17 protein-coding genes are annotated in these 16,824 nt (G+C 75.1%); 8 read left to right on the top strand and 9 right to left on the bottom strand.

Features of this window, described 5'->3' with window-relative positions; genetic code table 11:
• Positions 1 to 112: 112 nt before the first annotated feature.
• Together cynS and ACFV1L_RS32550 are read left to right on the top strand one after the other, a co-directional pair.
• Positions 113 to 583, top strand: a complete 471-nt coding sequence (cynS, locus tag ACFV1L_RS32555; protein WP_380372911.1) for a cyanase — start codon at positions 113 to 115, stop codon at positions 581 to 583.
• 62 nt (positions 584 to 645) lie between these two features.
• Positions 646 to 1,146, top strand: coding sequence for a nucleoside deaminase (locus tag ACFV1L_RS32550; protein ID WP_380372909.1), 501 nt, complete (start codon positions 646 to 648; stop codon positions 1,144 to 1,146).
• 33 nt (positions 1,147 to 1,179) lie between these two features.
• Here ACFV1L_RS32550 and ACFV1L_RS32545 read toward each other — a convergent pair whose 3' ends face one another.
• From ACFV1L_RS32545 to ACFV1L_RS32520, 6 genes are all read right to left on the bottom strand, one after another.
• A complete protein-coding gene (locus tag ACFV1L_RS32545; protein ID WP_380372919.1) occupies positions 1,180 to 1,605 on the bottom strand; it encodes a CBS domain-containing protein in 426 nt (141 codons plus the stop codon).
• A 104-nt stretch (positions 1,606 to 1,709) separates the two neighbouring features.
• Positions 1,710 to 2,300, bottom strand: a complete 591-nt coding sequence (locus ACFV1L_RS32540) for an ATP/GTP-binding protein (protein WP_380372906.1) — start codon at positions 2,298 to 2,300, stop codon at positions 1,710 to 1,712.
• On the bottom strand, positions 2,281 to 2,607 hold the full coding sequence (locus ACFV1L_RS32535; protein ID WP_380372916.1) for a DUF742 domain-containing protein: 327 nt from the start codon (positions 2,605 to 2,607) through the stop codon (positions 2,281 to 2,283). The genes ACFV1L_RS32540 and ACFV1L_RS32535 overlap by 20 nt, the downstream gene beginning before the upstream one ends.
• A 104-nt stretch (positions 2,608 to 2,711) precedes the next feature.
• Positions 2,712 to 3,122: a roadblock/LC7 domain-containing protein gene (locus tag ACFV1L_RS32530; RefSeq protein ID WP_380372903.1), complete on the bottom strand. Its 411-nt coding sequence runs from the start codon at positions 3,120 to 3,122 to the stop codon at positions 2,712 to 2,714.
• On the bottom strand, positions 3,119 to 5,560 hold the full coding sequence (locus ACFV1L_RS32525; protein ID WP_380372900.1) for a nitrate- and nitrite sensing domain-containing protein: 2,442 nt from the start codon (positions 5,558 to 5,560) through the stop codon (positions 3,119 to 3,121). Before ACFV1L_RS32525 ends, ACFV1L_RS32530 begins: the two co-directional genes overlap by 4 nt.
• Positions 5,561 to 5,620: 60 nt before the next feature.
• Entirely contained in the window at positions 5,621 to 6,403 is a 783-nt protein-coding gene (locus tag ACFV1L_RS32520) for an MHYT domain-containing protein (RefSeq protein ID WP_380372898.1), read from the bottom strand.
• A 331-nt stretch (positions 6,404 to 6,734) separates the two neighbouring features.
• On the opposite strand from ACFV1L_RS32520, the gene ACFV1L_RS32515 reads away from it, so the two are divergent.
• Positions 6,735 to 7,565 carry a hypothetical protein gene (locus ACFV1L_RS32515; protein WP_380372895.1) on the top strand — a complete coding sequence of 277 codons (831 nt, stop codon included), beginning with the start codon at positions 6,735 to 6,737 and terminating at the stop codon, positions 7,563 to 7,565.
• A gap of 90 nt (positions 7,566 to 7,655) precedes the next feature.
• Here the strand turns inward: ACFV1L_RS32515 and ACFV1L_RS32510 are convergent, their stop codons facing one another.
• The gene (locus ACFV1L_RS32510; RefSeq protein WP_380372893.1) at positions 7,656 to 9,029 is read right to left on the bottom strand and encodes a cytochrome P450; all 1,374 of its coding nucleotides are present in this window, start codon (positions 9,027 to 9,029) and stop codon (positions 7,656 to 7,658) included.
• A 273-nt stretch (positions 9,030 to 9,302) separates the two neighbouring features.
• Here ACFV1L_RS32510 and modA point away from each other — a divergent pair, with 273 nt between their 5' ends.
• The 5 genes from modA (at position 9,303) to ACFV1L_RS32485 (ending at position 14,802) form a co-directional block, all read left to right on the top strand.
• Complete coding sequence (gene modA, locus ACFV1L_RS32505; protein WP_380372891.1) at positions 9,303 to 10,088, top strand: molybdate ABC transporter substrate-binding protein; 786 nt, start codon at positions 9,303 to 9,305, stop codon at positions 10,086 to 10,088.
• Complete coding sequence (locus ACFV1L_RS32500; protein ID WP_380372888.1) at positions 10,085 to 10,924, top strand: ABC transporter permease; 840 nt, start codon at positions 10,085 to 10,087, stop codon at positions 10,922 to 10,924. Before modA ends, ACFV1L_RS32500 begins: the two co-directional genes overlap by 4 nt.
• On the top strand, positions 10,921 to 11,976 hold the full coding sequence (locus ACFV1L_RS32495) for an ABC transporter ATP-binding protein (protein ID WP_380372886.1): 1,056 nt from the start codon (positions 10,921 to 10,923) through the stop codon (positions 11,974 to 11,976). The genes ACFV1L_RS32500 and ACFV1L_RS32495 overlap by 4 nt, the downstream gene beginning before the upstream one ends.
• 15 nt (positions 11,977 to 11,991) lie before the next feature.
• Entirely contained in the window at positions 11,992 to 12,498 is a 507-nt protein-coding gene (locus ACFV1L_RS32490) for an SMI1/KNR4 family protein (protein ID WP_380372884.1), read from the top strand.
• A gap of 1,392 nt (positions 12,499 to 13,890) precedes the next feature.
• Positions 13,891 to 14,802: a DMT family transporter gene (locus ACFV1L_RS32485; RefSeq protein WP_380372881.1), complete on the top strand. Its 912-nt coding sequence runs from the start codon at positions 13,891 to 13,893 to the stop codon at positions 14,800 to 14,802.
• 284 nt (positions 14,803 to 15,086) lie between these two features.
• Here the strand turns inward: ACFV1L_RS32485 and ACFV1L_RS32480 are convergent, their stop codons facing one another.
• Both ACFV1L_RS32480 and ACFV1L_RS32475 read right to left on the bottom strand, forming a co-directional pair.
• A complete protein-coding gene (locus tag ACFV1L_RS32480; protein ID WP_380372913.1) occupies positions 15,087 to 15,785 on the bottom strand; it encodes an aminoacyl-tRNA hydrolase in 699 nt (232 codons plus the stop codon).
• 113 nt (positions 15,786 to 15,898) lie between these two features.
• On the bottom strand, positions 15,899 to 16,816 hold the full coding sequence (locus tag ACFV1L_RS32475; RefSeq protein ID WP_380372879.1) for a hypothetical protein: 918 nt from the start codon (positions 16,814 to 16,816) through the stop codon (positions 15,899 to 15,901).
• Positions 16,817 to 16,824: the final 8 nt, after the last annotated feature.

Below are 16,824 nucleotides of genomic sequence, written 5' to 3'. Positions count from 1 at the left end.
GCAGCCGCCTGATAGCCACACCCAGCACCCCTGGGTGGTCCAACCCTACGAATGACCAGACCAACCCGGCTCAGAAGGTAGAGCCGCCTGACCCCGAAAGGACCGGTTCCCCGTGATCCACACCCAGTTCGACCGCACCGCCCGCGAGGCCCTGACCGCGAAGGCCGTCGACGCCAAGATCCGCAAGAACCTGACCTGGCAGCAGATCGCCGACGCCTCCGGCCTGTCCGTCGCGTTCACCACCGCCGCCGTCCTCGGCCAGCACCCGCTGCCCGCCGCCTCCGCCGAGGCCGTCGCCGGACTCCTCGACCTGGACGCGGACGACGCGCGGCTGCTGCAGACCGTCCCGGTCCGCGGCTCCATGCCCGACCGCGTCCCCACCGACCCGACCATGTACCGCTTCTACGAGATGCTCCAGGTCTACGGCACCACCCTCAAGGCGCTGGTCCACGAGCAGTTCGGCGACGGCATCATCTCCGCGATCAACTTCAGGCTCGACGTGCAGAAGGTCGCCGACCCGGACGGCGGCGAGCGCGCCGTCATCACCCTGGACGGCAAGTACCTTCCCACCAAGCCGTTCTGACGCCGGCTCAGCCAACCGGGCGGGCCGGGAAGCCGGCCCGCCCCCTCTCCCGGAGGACCACCATGGACTTCGCCCGGCACACCGTCGACCTCGCGCGCCGCAACGTCGCCGAGGGCGGCCGCCCCTTCGCCACCGTCATCGTCAAGGACGGCGAGATCCTCGCCGAGAGCCCCAACCGGGTCGCCCAGACCGGCGATCCGACCGCCCACGCCGAGATCCTCGCCATCCGCGAGGCCTGCACCCGGCTCGGCACCGAGCACCTCACCGGCGCCACCGTCTACGTGCTGGCCCACCCGTGCCCGATGTGCCTCGGCTCGCTCTACTACTGCTCACCGGACGAGGTGGTCTTCCTCACCACCCGCGAGGCGTACGAGCCGCACTACGTCGACGACCGCAAGTACTTCGAACTGTCCTCCTTCTACGACGAGTTCGCCAAGCCGTGGCAGGAGCGCCGGCTCCCGATGCGGCACCAGGAGCGCGCCGACGCCGTCGAGGTCTACCGCTTCTGGCAGCAGCGCAACGGCGGCGAGCGCCGGGTCGCCGGCGCCCCGACCGCCGGCTGAGAGGGCCGGGACGGGCCCGGCCGGGGACGTCCGTCAGCCCGCCGCGTAGACGTGGTCGGCGAACTCGGCGAACTGCCGGTCCGGGAGGTGCCGGGCCAGGTCCGCCTCGCTGATCATGCCGACCATCCGCTTGTTCTCGATCACGGGGAGCCGCCGGATGCGGTGGCTCTCCATCTCGTTGAGCACGTCCGAGATGTCGGCGTCCGCGTCGATCCAGCGCGGCGTGCCCTCGATGATGTCGGACGCCCGGCAGTCGGCCGGACTGCGCCCGTCCGCGACGCACTTCACGACGATGTCCCGGTCGGTGATGATCCCGCACAGCCGTTCCTCGTGCGCCTCGTCCCCGACGGGCAGCGCGCCCAGGTTCAGTTCCCGCATCATCCGAGCCGCGTGTTCGAGGGTGTCGCTCCTGGTGATCCAGTGGGCACCGGGGTTCATGATGTCCTTGGCCGTGGTCATGCCGTCCTCCTGGTTGCCGCAGCCGCGAAGGTCGCGGTCTGCCATGCGTGTTGCGCCCCTCGTCCAGGTTCTCGCCGCGGCCCGGTCGCCGCGATTCGAGCAGGTCAGACCCCGGACCGGGCCAGCACCCTGGCCGCGTGCACCTTCCCCGCGTGCTCGACGAGGTTGATCAGCACGGCCTTTCCCGAGCCGCGCTCGCGGGCGTCGCACAGCACGACGGGAGTGTCCGCGTCCAGGTCGAGCGCCCGGGAGACCTCCTCCGGGCCGAACGCGCGGGTGCCGTCGAAGCGGTTGACGGCGACCACGAACGGGATGCCGCGGTGCTCGAAGAAGTCGACGGCGGGGAAGCAGTCGGTGAGGCGGCGGGTGTCGGCGAGGACGACGGCGCCGAGCGCGCCCTGCGCGAGCTCGTCCCACAGGAACCAGAAGCGGTCCTGGCCCGGGGTGCCGAACAGGTAGACGGACAGGCCCTCGCGGATGGTGATCCGGCCGAAGTCCATGGCCACGGTGGTGGTGGTCTTGCCCTCGACCCCGCCGAGGTCGTCGATCCGGCTGCCCGCGGCGGTCAACTGCTCCTCGGTGCGCAGCGGCCTGATCTCGCTGACGGCGCCGACCAGCGTGGTCTTGCCGACGCCGAAGCCGCCGGCGACCAGGATCTTCAGGGCGAGGTCGGTGTCAGAGCGCACGGAGTCCATGGATGACCTCCTGGAGGATGTGCTCGTGCGGGAGCAGGGCCGGGGGGACGGGGCGGCTGACCCGGACGTGCTCGGCGTCGAGGAGGTCGCCGAGCAGGACCCGGACCACGCCGAGCGGCAGGTCGAGTTCGGCGGCGATCTCGGCGACCGACAGCGCGTTGCCCCGGCACAGCCGGAGGATCGCGGCCGCCTCGGGGCCGACCGGCAGCACCGCCGGATCGGGGACGTCGGTGACGACCAGCGCGATCAGGTCGAACGGCTGGCCGGGACGGGTGCGGCCCTTGGTCACCGCGTACGGGCGGACCATCGGGCCGGCGTCCTCGTCGTACCACTGGACGGGGCGGTCGGGCGGCGGCGGGTAGCCGAACGCGGAGCCGGGCAGGTAGTGGCGCGGCGGGTAGGCCACCGGGCTCACCCCTCCTGGGCGCCGCGCGGGGCGGCGTGCAGGTGCTCGCCGACCCGGCGCACCAGACGGGCCATCTCGTAGGCGACCAGGCCGAGATCGGCGTCCGGGCCGGCGAAGACGGCCAGGCAGGAGCCCTGGCCGGCGGCCGCGACCAGCAGGTAGCCGCGCTCCAGCTCGACCATGGTCTGCCGGACCTCACCGGCGTCGAAGTGCCGCCCCGCGCCCTTGGCGAGGCTGTGGAAGCCGGAGGCGACGGCGGCCAGGTGCTCGGTGTCCTCGCGGGCCAGGCCGGTGGAGTTGCCCATCGACAGGCCGTCCGCGGACAGCATCACGGCGCATTCGACCCGGGCGGTGCGGGCGACCAACTCGTCGAGCAGCCAGTTCAGTTCACCGGTGTGGTAGGTGGTGCCGATCATCGGGCGGGCTCTCCTCGGTCCGGGGTGCGGGGGTCGGTGTCGGGGGCGCTGCCGCGGGCCCAGCCGTGCTGGAAGGCGCTCATCGCGGTGCGGGCCTGTTCGGGGTCCCGGCCGGCGGGTTCGCCGGGGCGCAGCCCGGGCCGGGCCGGTTCTGGCGCTTCACGCAGTTGCGGTGCGAGGCTGGCCTGCCGTACCCGGCGCGGGAGTTGCTCGTCGCCGTCGGCGGGCCGGGCGGGCGACGGCGCGGGGGCGAGCGACGGCGCGGGGGCGGCCGCCGCCACGGCGCTCCGGCCGGGCATCAGCGGCGGCGCCAACGGCCGTGCGGGGAAGGCGGGTTCGCGGTGCTCGTCGAGCCCCGGGCGGGGTCGTTCCGGCTCGTCCCCGTCGAGTTCGAGCAGGTCGGTGGGGAGCAGCACGACGGCGGTGGTGCCGCCGTACGCGGACGGGCGGAGCGCGACGCGGACGCCGTGCCGCCGGGCGAGGCGGCTGACCACGAACAGGCCGAGCCGGTCGCTGTCGAACAGGTCGACCTGGTCGCCGGCGGCGATCCGCCGGTTGGCGTCGGCGAGGGCCTCGGGGCCCATGCCGAGGCCGCGGTCCTCGATCTCGACCACGTAGCCGGTGCCGACCTGTTCGCCGCGGATGTGGACCTTGGTGTGCGGGGGCGAGAACCCGGTGGCGTTCTCGACGAGTTCGGCGAGCAGGTGGGTGAGGTCGGCGACGGCGGGGCCGGTGACGGCGGCCTGCGGGAGGCGGTGGACGTCGACCCGGGCGTACTCCTCGACCTCGGCGACGGCGGCGCGGACCACGTCGGTGAGCGGGACGGGCCTGCGCCAGGCGCGGCCGGGGGCGGCGCCGGAGAGGATGATCAGGCCTTCGGCGTGGCGGCGCATCCGGGTGGTGAGGTGGTCGAGCCGGAACAGGTCGTCGAGTTCGGCGGGGTCCTCGGTGCGGCGTTCCATCGCGTCCAGCAGGGTGAGTTGACGGTGCACCAGGACCTGGCTGCGGCGGGCCAGGTTGACGAAGACGCCGGAGACGCCGGAGAGCACTTCGGCGCGTTCGACGGCGGCGGTGACGGCGGCCCGCTGGACGGTCTCCAGGGCCTGGTGGACCTGGCCGATCTCGTCGCCGCCGTGTTGCCCGGCCGGCACCTCGACGGCCGGGTCGACCTCCTCGCCGGACCTCAACCGCCGCATGGTGGCCGGGAGTTTGCGGCCGGCGAGTTCCAGTGCGGAGTTGCGCAGGGCGTGCAGTTCGGCGATCAGGCCGCGGCCGACGTGGACCGAGACCAGCAGGGCGGCGAGGACGGCGGCCAGGCCGAGCAGCACGGTGGCGCCGGAGGTGGTGAACAGGCCGAGGGCGTACGGGTCGGAGCGGTCGGCGGCGGCCGCGCCGGCCTGCTGTTCGACGGCGGCGAGGTCGCGGGCGGTGGCGGCGGCGACGGCGTTCCAGCGCCCGGCGGGGACGGCGGCGAGCGCGGCGGCCGGGTCGGGGGCGGCGGTGAGGGCGTCCTCGTAGCGGCGCAGTTCCCGGTAGTCGTCCCCGGCGGTGACGGCGGCGAGCGCGGTGCGGTCGGCGGGGCGCAGGTCGGGTGCGGAGGCCTGTTCGAACTGGGCGCGGGCGTAGGCGGCCCGCAGGACGGTGCGGTACTGGGCGTCGTCGAGCCGGCCGGCCCGGGCGGCGGCGCGCAGCAGGGCGTCCTCCCGGGCGAGTTGTTCGCGGGAGCGGGCGAATTCGAGCAGGGCGCGGGCGTCGGCCGCGATCCGGTGGTCCTGCAGGGCGGTGAGCGATCCGGCGACGGCGAGGGCGTTGTCGACGGCGGTGGTGTAGGCGCCGTAGGCGTCGTCCCAGCGGACGCCGTGGCCGAGGATCTGGCGGCGCAGGGCGGGCAGGTTGGCGATCGAGCGGGCCAGGGTGTCGAGGCGGTCGGCGGTCTCGCCGCCGAGTCCTTCGGCGTCGGCGCGGTTGTAGCCGGGGGCGAGGGTGAGCGGGGCGGCGGCCCGGTCGGTGTTCTGGGCGGCGGTGCGCAGTTCGGCGTCGCGGGAGGGGTCGGTGTCGGGGGTGGCGAGGAGCTGTCCGGCGGCGGCGCGTTCGGCCTGGAGGGCGGCGACGGTGCGGTCGAGGGGGGTGCGCAGGGTGGTGCCGACGTCCTTGATCCGCAGCAGGTCCCAGACGTCGCCGGCGGTGGTGACGGTGGCGAACGCCCACAGGGCCATCAGGGCGACCACGGGGACCATCAGGACGGCGACGATCCGGGCGCGGACGGTGCGCGGGCGCAGGCCGGGGCGGGCCTGCGGGGCGGCGGGCGGCGGGGTCTCGTCGGCGGGCGGGCCGGCGTGGGCGCCGCGGCGGGGGGCGCCGGTCCGGTGGCGGGCGGGGCCGCGGGGGGTGTCGGGGGCGGGTGGTCCGCTGCGGGAGGTGCCTCGGGGTGGACGCATGGGCGCGGCCTTTCGGGGGTCCGGTCGGTCGGGGCGGCGGCGGGGCGGGCTGACGGGGCGTCAGGCGGCGCGGCCGAGGTCCTCGACGGCGAGTTCGCCGGCTTCGCGGTAGGCGGCGCGTTCCTGGGCGGTCGGGGAGAGGGCGACGAACGCGGCGGTGAGGAACAGGAAGGAGCCGAGCCCGACGGCCAGCGGGAAGACGAACTGCATGGGGGTGGCGCCGCCGAGTCCGGCGCGGGCGGGCTGCATGTGGACGTGCACGGCGGCCATGCCGGTGTAGTGCATGCAGCTGACGGCGATGCCCATGACGAGGGCGGCGGCAGCGGCGGCGTACATGTTGCGGATGGTGACGGCGGCCCAGAGCGCGGCGGTGGCGGCGGCCACGGCGATCAGTACGGACAGGGCCACGGTGCCGAACTGGTAGCGGAGTTCGCCGTGCAGGCGGACGGCGGCCATGCCGAGGTAGTGCATGGCGGCGACTCCGACGCCGGTGGTGAGGCCGCCGAGCAGCAGGCTGCGGCCGCGGTGGTGGCCGTGGCCGACGAGGAACACGCCGAGGCCGACCACGGCGATCGCGACCAGCAGGCTGAGGACCGTCAGCGGTACGTCGTAGCGCAGTTCGGTGCCGTCGACGGTGAAGCCGAACATGGCGACGAAGTGCATGGTCCAGATCCCGGAGCCGATCGCCGCGGCGGCGGTGAGCAGCCAGTTGCGCCGGGAGGCGCCGGTGGCGGACAGCGCGCGCAGCGTGCAGCGCAGGCCGAGGGCCGCGCCGGCGCAGGCCATCGCGTAGGACAGGACTGGGGTGAGCCAGCCGAAGGTGAAGTGGTCCGTCGATCCCATGGGGTGCCTCCCGCGAGTGCCCCCGGTGTGGCGCTCGCCCGTGCTCGTGCGGTCAGGGCCCGGTGGTTTCCAGGGCTGTTGTGATCCAGGGACGCTGGACGCTACCCAGACCTGAGAGATGGTCACCGGAAGATGTGAAAAGCACCACGCGTCATGGGTGCGGTGTGCTCGAATGGGCGCGCGTCCTGTGCCCGCCGCACGCTCCGCCGCGTGCGCCGTGCGCGCCCCGCGGCCATGACACTCATCCGGTACGAAAAACCGACTGCGCACTGTCGCCGGGGGCCGATACCCTCCGCCTGCTTCGTCACCGAAACAGCCGCAGAGGACCCGCATGCCGTTCGACGCTTCGTCCGCCCCGACCGTCTCCGAGGACCGCGGGGAGCCCGAGTACGGCACCGGCCGCGGCGCGGCCTACCCGCCCGCCGGGTACGACGGCCCGCTCTGCCGGTTCTGCGGCTCGGCCCCCGCGGCGAAGGTCACCGTCCGCGGCCATCAGGGCCTCCTGGTGCTGATGCGCTTCCTCAAGCTGCGCGGACCGTTCTGCCGCGACTGCGGCACGGCGACGGTGCGCCGGATGACCGCGCAGAGCATGTGGCAGGGCTGGTGGAGCGTCGCCTCGCTGGTGGTCAACCCGCTCACCATGCTGGCCAACCTGGGGGCCTGGCTGGCGCTGCGCCGCCTGCCCGCTCCGCTGCCGGGCGCGCCGGGCACCCCGATGCCGACGGGCCGTCCGCTGTGGCGGCGCGCGGAGGTGCTCGGCCTGCTGCTGCCGGTGCTGGTGGTCGGCGCGCTCGTGCGCTCCGCCGGGCAGGAGCCGGACGACGCGGCCGTCCGCTTCACCCCGGACCGCCCGGGCGTGAGCGCCGCACCGTCACGCTCCCCCATCGGCAAGGACCCGGCGCTGGCGACCACCGGCGACTGCGCGCACAACTTCGGCAGCACCGCGCGGGCGCTGGTCTTCGTCGTCGACTGCGGCAACAAGTACGCCGACCTCAAGGTCGTCGGCCGCTCCTCCTCGACCGCCCCCGGCGCCTGCGACTCCTTCCCCGCGAGCGAGAGCCGGCTGGTCCACGAGGAGGGCCCGACCCCCTACACGCTCTGCCTGGTGACGATCCCCAAGCCGTCCTCCGCGCCGTCCGTCGCGCCGTCCCTGCTCGCCTGACCCGACCGGCCCCGGGCCGCCCGTCCGTCGCCCGCCGCCGGCGCCCGGCGAACGGGCGCTCCGGCGAACGGGGCGGCGGTCCGGCGGCGGTCAGCCCGCCTGACGGCGGGTCAGCCTCAGCCGGGCGGGTCCGCGGACCTCCAGGGTGATGCCCTGACCGAGCGGGATCTCGGTGTCGACGGCGGTGATCTCGAACTCGCGCAGCAGGACGGCGAGGGCGAGCACCGACTCCAGCATCGAGAAGTGCTGGCCGATGCAGGCGCGCGGCCCGCCGCCGAACGGGAACCAGGCGTAGCGGTGGCGGCCGGCCTCGCGTTCGGGGGTGAAACGGTCGGGGTCGAAGCGCTCGGCGTCGTCCCAGTGGGCGGGGTGGCGGTGCGTCACGTACGGGGCGATCAGGACGTCCGCGCCGGCGGGGATCTCGACGCCGTCGACCACGGTGGAGTGCACGGCCCGTCGGCCGACCGCGGGCGCGGCCGGGAACAGCCGCATCGCCTCCTTCAGCACCCGGGTCAGGTACGGCAGTCGCGGGTAGTCGGCGGCGGTGGGGCGGCGGCCGTCGGCGAGCAGCGCGGCGGCCTCCCGGTGGGCGAGCCGCTGGTGTTCGGGGTGCTTGCCGAGCAGGTGCAGGGCGAAGGTCAGCGAGGTGGCGGTGGTCTCGTGGCCGGCCAGCAGGAAGATCAGCACCTGTTCGCGCAGTTCGGTGGCGTCGAGGCGGTTGCCGTCCTCGTCGCGGGCCTTGGCGAGCAGCCCGAGCAGGTCCTCGCCCTCGCGGTCCTCCGTGACGCCCTCCGCGGCGCGCCGGGCGATGATGGCGTCGCACACCGCGTACAGGGCGCGTTCGGCCTCCAGCGCCTTGCGGTGGGCGGGCAGCGGCCAGTCGCGCGGCAGCCGGACGGGCGCGAAGCCGCGGCTGCGGACGAAGGCGCCGAGGACCGGGAAGGCTTCGTGGACGGTGCCCACGGCCTGTTCGACGTCCTGGCCGAACAGGATCCGGGAGACGGTGCGCAGCGCGAACCGGGACATCTCCTCGGCGGCGTCCACCACGCCGTCGGGGGCGGCGGCCCAGCGGGCCGCCAGGGCGTCGGTCTCGGTGGCGATCGCGTCGGCGTACTGGTCGACCCGGCGGCGGGTGAACAGCGGCTGGACCAGCCGGCGCTGGCGCACGTAGTCCTCGTCCTGGGAGGTGAGCAGGCCGTTGCCGAAGCTGGCCCGGACCTCGCCGTAGAAGACGTTGTCCTTGCGGAAGTTGGCCGATTCGGTGGCCAGCACCTGCTGGACGCCCTCGGGCGAGGCGACCAGGTACAGCTCGCCGCGCAGCCCGGGCGGGCCGATCAGGAAGCGCACCACGTCGCCGTGCTCGTGGCGGGCGGCGAGGTAGGTGCCGAGCGGGTCGCGCCTGAGGTCGAGCAGCGAGCCGAGCAGCGGCAGTCCGGGCGGGCCGGGCACGCGGGTGGCGGTCATGCGGTGTTCCCCTCCGTCGGTGGGCCGACCCCCGGGCGGCAGGGGTCTGCTGACACTCCGTCAGTATCCCTCCGCGCGGCGTGACGGGGCAGGGAAAGCGGACGACGAGCGGTTCCGGTGTTTGAGGCTGGCACATGCGGCGCTTAAGTCGTGCTTAAGGTCGCTACTGCGAGGGAGGGCGACCCTTGCACCCCGCAGCTGCGACAGTATGATCTGCTGGCTGGCTCCCGAATCCCTCGTTCCGCCGCCCACCACGACCAGGGGAACCCATCCATGCGCAGCGCCAGAAGCCTCCTCGCCGCCACCGCCGTGCTCGCCCTCGCGGCGGGCCTGTCCGCGTGCAGCGGCTCCACCCCGCGCAGCAACGCGGCACCGAACGCCCCCAAGGTCGACGGCACGGTGACGGTGTTCGCGGCAGCCTCGCTCAAGGAGTCCTTCACCGCGCTCGGCAAGCGCTTCGAGGCCGCCTACCCGGGCACCAGGGTGACCTTCAACTTCGGCGGCTCCTCGGCCCTGGCGCAGAGCATCGTGGCCGGCGCGCCGGCGGACGTGTTCGCCGCCGCCAGCCCGGCCACCATGAAGACCGTCACGGACGCCAAGCTGACCGGCGGCGACCCGACGGTGTTCGTCCGCAACACGCTGGAGATCGCGGTCGCCAAGGGCAACCCGAAGCACATCACCGGCCTGAAGGACCTCGGCGGGGTGAAGACCGCGCTGTGCGCCAAGGAGGTGCCGTGCGGCGCGGCCGCGGCCGCCGCGCTCAAGGCCGCCGGCGTCGAGCTCACCCCGGCCACCTACGAGCAGGACGTCAAGGGCGCCCTCACCAAGGTCGAACTCGGCGAGGTGGACGCCTCGCTGGTGTACCGCACCGACGTGAAGGTCGATGCTGCGAAGATCGACGGCGTGGACTTCCCCGAGGCCGCGCAGGCCGTCAACGACTACCCGATCGCCGCCCTCGCCAAGGCGCCCAACGCCAACGGCGCCGCGGCGTTCCTCGGCTACGTCGGCTCCGCGGACGCCCGCCGGGTGCTCACCGAGGCCGGCTTCCAGACCCCGTGAGCACCGCCCGGACCACCACCGCACCACACCCCCGGGGCCGGCGGCGGCCCCGGGGGGCCACCCGCGCCCCCGCCGCGCTGCTGCTGCCCGCCCTGCTCGGCCTCGCCTTCCTCGTCCTGCCGCTGCTCGGCCTGCTGATCCGCGCCCCGTGGAGCGCGCTGCCCGAACTGCTCACCGGCCCCGAGGTCTGGCAGGCGCTGCGGCTGTCGCTGGTCTCCGCGACCGCCGCCACCGGCGTCTCGCTGCTGCTCGGCGTGCCGCTGGCCTGGCTGCTGGCCCGCACCGAGTTCCCCGGCCGCCGACTGCTGCGCGCCCTGGTCACCCTGCCGCTGGTGCTGCCGCCGGTGGTCGGCGGCGTCGCCCTGCTGCTGGTGCTCGGCCGCAACGGCATCGTCGGCCGCTGGCTGGACTCCGCGACCGGGCTCACCCTCCCGTTCACCACCGCGGGCGTGGTGGTCGCCGAGGCGTTCGTCGCCATGCCGTTCCTGGTGATCAGCGTGGAGGGCGCGCTGCGCGCCGCCGACCCGCGCTACGAGGAGGCCGCCGCGACGCTCGGCGCGTCCCGGCTCACCGCGTTCCGCCGGGTCACCCTGCCGCTGGTCGCGCCGGGCATCGGCGCCGGCGCGGTGCTCGCCTGGGCGCGCGCCCTGGGCGAGTTCGGCGCGACCATCACCTTCGCCGGGAACTTCCCCGGCCGCACCCGGACCATGCCGCTCGCCGTCTACCTCGCCATGGAGTCCGACCCGGAGGCGGCGATCGCGCTCAGCCTGGTCCTGCTCACCGTCTCCGTCGCGGTCCTCGCCGGACTGCGCGAACGCTGGATGTCCGCCCCGTGACCGCCCTGGACGCCCGACTGCGCGTCGAACTCGGCCCGTTCACCCTCGACGCGGCCCTGACCGCGCAGCCCGGCGAGGTACTCGCCCTGCTCGGCCCGAACGGCGCCGGCAAGTCCACCGCCCTGCGCGCCCTGGCCGGCCTGCTGCCCCTGACGGATGGTCACATCCGGCTGGACGGAACGCCGTTGGACTCCCCGGCCGACGGCGTCTTCCACCCCGCCGAACAGCGCCCGATCGGCGTCGTCTTCCAGGACTACCTGCTCTTCCCGCACCTCTCCGCGCTCGACAACGTGGCATTCGGCCTGCGCTGCAAGGGACTTCGGCGCGCCGCCGCCCGCGCCGGGGCGCTGCCCTGGCTGGCGCGGATGGGCCTCGCCGAGCACGCCGGGCGCCGCCCCGCGCAGCTCTCCGGCGGCCAGGCCCAGCGCGTCGCCCTGGCCCGGGCCCTCGCCGTCCGCCCCCGCCTGCTGCTGCTGGACGAGCCGCTGGCCGCCCTCGACGCCCGCACCCGGCTCGACGTCCGCGCCGAACTCCGCCGCCGCCTCGCCGAGTTCGAGGCCGTCGCGGTGCTCGTCACGCACGACCCGCTGGACGCGATGGTGCTCGCCGACCGCCTCGTCGTCATCGAGGGCGGCCGGGTCGTGCAGACCGGCCGCCCCGCCGAGGTCGCCCGCCGGCCGCGCACCGACTACATCGCCCGGCTGGTCGGCCTCAACCTGTACCAGGGCACCGCCGACGGCCGCCGCGTCACCCTGCCCGAAGGCCAGGTCCTGTCCACCGACGAGGAGTTGACGGGGCCCGCGTTCGTGGCCTTCCCGCCCGACGCGGTCACCCTGCACCGGCACCGGCCCGAGACCAGCGCCCGCAACCTGTTCCCCTGCACCGTCGCCGGGCTCGACCTGCACGGCGACCGCTTCCGCGTCGACCTCACCGGCCCGCTCCCCCTCGCCGCCGACCTCACCCCCACCGCCGCCGCCGAACTCGACCTCACCCCCGGCACCCGCGTCTGGGCCGCCGTCAAGGCCACCCAGACGCACGCCTACCCGGCCTGACATCCTGGACCCACCATGGACCCCACCCGCCTCTGGGACGACACCCGGCCCGCCACCCACGCCCCGCTCACCGAGGACGCCGTCGCCGAGGCGCAGCGCCTGCTCGGCGTCACCCTCCCCGCCGACCTGCTCACCCTGCTCCGGCACCGCAACGGCGGCATCGTCGCGGACGCGTTCGCGGCCTTCCCGACCGACCGGCCCACCTCCTGGGCCCCCGACCACGTCCCGTTCGACGAACTGTTCGGCATCGGCCACCGCGACGGCTCCCTCTCCCTCCTCGACACCCCCTACCTGGTCGCCGAGTGGGACCTCCCCTCCCCCGTCGTCCTCCTCTCCGGCGACGGCCACTGGTGGATCGCCCTCGACTACCGCACCGGCGGCCCCTCCGCCGAACCCTCCGTCGCCTGGCTCGACGCCGAGGACGGCACCGACTTCACCCTCGCCCCCGACCTGCGCACCTTCCTCGAACGCCTCACCGCCGCACAGTCGTTCGACATCGACATCGACATCGGCATCGACTGAGCGCCGGCGACTCGGCCCGACCCGTTCTCCCCGCGCCGGAAGCCGGCTGACGGACGCACCACGGATCGGCGTCGTGATCGCCCCCCCCGGGCGACCGCCCGCGTGAACTCGCCGCCCTGCTGGACGCCGGCGACATCGACGCGGTGGTCGAACTGGACGACGACGGGCTGCTGATCGCCGACGACGCGTTCCGCCGGGTCGCCGAACGGTACGCCGCCGACCGCGGTCGGGAATCGTCGCGCTCCGGATCGCGGACGGGCACGGCGAGACGCAGCGCCGCCACGTCCCCCGCCTCCGAGTGTCCGGCCCGATGCGGGCCGGACAGGTCACCGCGTTCCTCGGCGGCGGGCACGCCCGGTCGGCGCCGATGCTGCGCGGACCGGCCTGTGGGCGGGCGGGTTCCGCTCCGGGCACGAGGAGACCGACCTCGCCCGGCGGCCGGTCGACGACGGCCGGACCATCCACGACGACCCGCCCCTGGTCCTCCAGCACCCGAGGACGTCCCCGCCCGGCACGCCGTCCACGACCGCTGCACCGCCCGCAACCGGGTCTGGCTCGCCGGGCGACGCCTCCCCGCGCCCCTCGCCCCGCTGCACCTCACCTCCTGGCTGCTGATCACGCTCGCCCGGACGCGCTTCCTCCCCGCCCTCGCCTCCTGGCTCGCCGGCGGACCGCCCGGCACCTCACCCGACTCGGCCAGCGGTCCGTCTTCCGTGCGCACCACGAACACCTCCCGCCCCGGTACGGCCGCGGCCTCGTCCGGCTCCTCACCGGGCAGGGCAGCCCGCAGGTCCTCCGGGATCGGCACCGGCCCACCGGGCCGGCCCAAGTCGTAGGCACCCGGGAAATCGTCCACGTTGACGTCGTCGCCCCCGCCCAGCCGGTGGTGCAGGTACCCGACGGCGCTTCCGTCCGCCTGCCGGACCAGCACCGCCGCCGCCGGCAGGTAGTACCGGCCCTTCCCCGGATGCTGGTCGGCGCGCCAACCCCGCCGGCCGCTCCGCCCTCACCGCGTCCGTCACCCGCGGAGTGTGATCCCGCGTCAGCGCCACCACACCCCGCCCGACCGCCCCGACGGTGAACAGCGCGCGGCCGCCGAGGACCACCGCCACCAGTCGTCGCCGCATGCCCGCCCCCTCCAACTCACTCTCCCATCACCTCCGTTGGCGCGAGCCGAGATCTTCGCCGCGTCGGCGACCGGCGCGGGTCCGGCAGGGCCTAGAGTGGCGGTCATGCATCGTGGTGTGCTGCCGCCTCCCGTCGTCTGAGCGGGCGGCCGGCCGGTTCCTGAGGCCGTTCCCGGGGCTGCCGTTCGACGGCGGTCGACCCGGGGCGATGGGTGCTGCCCGCTTCCGTGGCCATTGACCATGACGGCATTTCGGGAGTCCACCCGTGTTCTCACTGCACACCGCCCTGCCCGCGCGGCGGGGCCTGCTGTACGTCGCGCTCGCCGCAACGGCCTGGGGTACGGCCGGGGCGGCGGCCGCGCTGCTGTTCCGGCAGAGCGGGCTGGGGCCGCTGGCCCTGACGTTCTGGCGTTCGCTCGGCGGCGCCGGGATCCTGCTGGCACTGCGCCTGTTCCGCGGCGGCACCGCGCGCTCCACGCCCTCCCCGACCCGCATGCTGCTGAACGGGCTGGGGCTGACGCTCTTCCAGGCCGCGTACTTCCTCGCGGTGCGGTACACGGGGCTGGCCGTGGCCACCGTCGTCACGCTCGGCTCCGCGCCGGTGATGGTGGCGTTCGGCGGGCGGCTGCTGATGGGTGAACGGCTGGGCCGCGCCGGGCTGTCGGCGATCGCGGGGGCGCTGGCGGGCCTCGCGGTGCTGGTCCTCGGCGGCGGCCGGGACGCGGGCGTCGAACCGCTCGGCCTGGTCTGGGCGCTGGCCTCGGCGGCCGGCTACGCGGCGATCACGGTCGCCACCCGCCACTGGGCCCGCACGGGCGTCGCGGACGACCCGGCGACCACCACGCTGTGGTCGTTCACGATCTGCGCGCTCTGCCTGGCCCCGTTCGCCTCCGCCGAGGGCCTGTTCCCGTCGGCGCACGCCCTGCCGTCCACGCTCCTGCTGCTCGGCTACCTGGCGACCGTCCCGACCGCGCTCGCGTACGCCCTGTACTTCGCGGGCGCGGCGGTGATCCGCGCCGCGACGGCCTCCGTGGTGGCCCTGATCGAGCCGCTCAGCGCGACGGCGATCGCGGCCGCCGTGCTGGACGAGCCGCTCACCCCGTCGGCGCTGGTCGGCACGGCGCTGCTCCTGCTCTCGGTGACGGCCCTGGCCCGCACGGAGCTGCGCGACTCCTGACGGCGCATCAACCCCGCTGCCCGGCCCGGTCGCTCGGTCGGTCGGCGACCGTGCGGCCGCCCGGTCCGGCCGGTCACCGGCTGCCCGGGCGACCGGGCGGCCGGGGCGTCGGGTTCGCGGTTGCCACGGCGACGACTGGGCCTGCGGCCGGCTCTGGCCCTGGTCCCCGCCGCGCGGCCCATCCACTGCGCCCCGGGCCGCCTCCGACATCGCCCCGGGTCGCGCCCCCGAGTCGCCTCCCCGGCCCGGGCGGGTCCCGGCCCGGGCCGGTTCCCGACCGGGCGTCAGCGGGTGCGCAGGGCCGGGTGCTCGGCGACGACGGTGCAGCTGCCGGGGGCGATCTCGGTGAAGCCGGCGTCGCGGACGACCGGGAAGCGGCCGTCGGTGAGGGCGGGCCAGTCGGCGGCGGAGGCCTTCCTGACGGCCAGTCGGAAACCGCTTTCCGCCCACTCCTTGCGCGCCGCCTCGTCCAGCTCCCACCAGGCGAGCTGCGCGGCGTGGCCGGTCTGCGCCATGGTCTTGCCGGCGCTCATCTCCAGCTCCGGGTTGAGCCACAGCACGGGGACGCCTTCGGGTGCGGGGCCGGGCGGGGCCGGGTCGTCGAGCTCGGTGCCGGAGACCTGGAGCTTGGCGAGTTCCTTGGGCCAGCCGTCCAGCGGGATCGGCGGGAACACCCGCACCTCGGCGCTCTCCCCGGTGACGGTGATCCCCGGCAGCTCGCCGGCCCTGCGCCACTCGCCGCCGCGGGCGCGCCGGACCACCTTGCGGATCCGGGCGTCCTCCCAGGCCCTGACGCGCTCCGCCCACTCGCCGTCGGCGGCGGTGACCCGCGGGTCGGACAGCAGGGTGAGCACGGCCCGCGCCGAGGTCTCCAGGGCGTCCGTCCGGCCCGGCGGGTCGGTCCGCTCCAGGCGGACCACCAGCGGCAGCACGTACTGGTCGCGGGCGTCCCGCTCCTCGGCGTCGCCGCCCACCGCGGGCACGGCGGTCGCCGGCTCGGCGGTCGCCGGCTCGGCGGTCGCGGCGGTCGCGGGGGCGGACGTGGACGTCTCGTTCGGCGCGTCGATGGGTGAGCTCACCCTCCCAGCATGCCAGTTCAGCGCCGGTAGCCCCGGCCGGGGTCGCGCTCCTCGGCGTCCTCGTAGCTGAGGAACCAGCCCTCGGGGTGGGTGGCGGCGAGCAGCCGGTCGATCCGCCGCCCCGCGTCGAGGTCGTCGTCGGTCTCCTCGGGGCCGTAGACGCCGAAGAGTTCGTCGGCGCAGCCGTCCCAGTCGTAGTCGTACAGGTCGGCGGGCAGGTCGCCCATCATGTCGGCCACGGACTCGGGCTGGGAGCCGAGCAGGGCGCGGGCGTCGGCGAGGGCGAGGCGCAGCGCGACGTCCTCGGCGAGGCAGCGGGGCAGCGGCCATTCGCCGAGGGCGAGGTCGTCGGCGAGGTCGTCGAAGGCCCGGGCGAAGGCGCGCCGCCAGCCGCGGTGGAGGTTCCAGGTGCGCTGCTGGAGGCGGCCGAAGACCGACCAGTCGGCTTCGTCGGCGACGGTGACGGGGTCGTCGCCGTGTTCGTCGAGGTCTTCGTAGGCGGCGTCGGAGAGGCCGATGAGCTGGGTGTGGAGCAGGCAGGCGGTGCGCGGGGTGAGGGTCCAGTCGCCGGTGTCGCTGTCGTCGTCGAGCGGGAAGAGTTCGGCGAAGTCGGGGCCGAAGTCGTCGGTGACGCTGATCTCCAGGGTGCCGCCGAGGGCTTCGATGCCGGGGATGGCGGCGACCAGCCGGTCGGGGTGGAGCAGCGCGCCGAGGGCGGCGTTGGCGTCTTCGGAGACTTCGCGCAGCAGCTGGCCGCGCTGGCCCTCGGGGTCGATGCCGGCGAAGTCCAGGTCCTCGACGGCCGCGCGTGCGGCGGCCCGCAGTGCGGGCCAGTCGGTGATCCGGATGCCCAGCACCACCGTGGCCTCGATCTCCTGCGCGCCGGAGTCCTCCGCCGCGTCGGGGCCCTGTGGATGATCGTTTCGCTCGCCCATGCGACAAG

It is taken from the genome of Kitasatospora sp. NPDC059646 (genome assembly GCF_042734615.1).
Classification (GTDB): domain Bacteria; phylum Actinomycetota; class Actinomycetes; order Streptomycetales; family Streptomycetaceae; genus Kitasatospora.
This window is presented reverse-complemented; position numbering and strand designations above follow the sequence as displayed.

What these genes read in the sequence shown, in the direction of transcription:
- ACFV1L_RS32550 (WP_380372909.1), top strand. Translation starts at nt 646, where the DNA reads ATGGACTTCGCCCGGCACACCGTCGACCTCGCGCGCCGCAACGTCGCC.
- ACFV1L_RS32545 (WP_380372919.1), bottom strand. Translation starts at nt 1,605, where the DNA reads ATGACCACGGCCAAGGACATCATGAACCCCGGTGCCCACTGGATCACC.
- ACFV1L_RS32540 (WP_380372906.1), bottom strand. Translation starts at nt 2,300, where the DNA reads ATGGACTCCGTGCGCTCTGACACCGACCTCGCCCTGAAGATCCTGGTC.
- ACFV1L_RS32535 (WP_380372916.1), bottom strand. Translation starts at nt 2,607, where the DNA reads ATGGTCCGCCCGTACGCGGTGACCAAGGGCCGCACCCGTCCCGGCCAG.
- ACFV1L_RS32530 (WP_380372903.1), bottom strand. Translation starts at nt 3,122, where the DNA reads ATGATCGGCACCACCTACCACACCGGTGAACTGAACTGGCTGCTCGAC.
- ACFV1L_RS32525 (WP_380372900.1), bottom strand. Translation starts at nt 5,560, where the DNA reads ATGCGTCCACCCCGAGGCACCTCCCGCAGCGGACCACCCGCCCCCGAC.
- ACFV1L_RS32520 (WP_380372898.1), bottom strand. Translation starts at nt 6,403, where the DNA reads ATGGGATCGACGGACCACTTCACCTTCGGCTGGCTCACCCCAGTCCTG.
- ACFV1L_RS32515 (WP_380372895.1), top strand. Translation starts at nt 6,735, where the DNA reads ATGCCGTTCGACGCTTCGTCCGCCCCGACCGTCTCCGAGGACCGCGGG.
- ACFV1L_RS32510 (WP_380372893.1), bottom strand. Translation starts at nt 9,029, where the DNA reads ATGACCGCCACCCGCGTGCCCGGCCCGCCCGGACTGCCGCTGCTCGGC.
- modA (WP_380372891.1), top strand. Translation starts at nt 9,303, where the DNA reads ATGCGCAGCGCCAGAAGCCTCCTCGCCGCCACCGCCGTGCTCGCCCTC.
- ACFV1L_RS32490 (WP_380372884.1), top strand. Translation starts at nt 11,992, where the DNA reads ATGGACCCCACCCGCCTCTGGGACGACACCCGGCCCGCCACCCACGCC.
- ACFV1L_RS32475 (WP_380372879.1), bottom strand. Translation starts at nt 16,816, where the DNA reads ATGGGCGAGCGAAACGATCATCCACAGGGCCCCGACGCGGCGGAGGAC.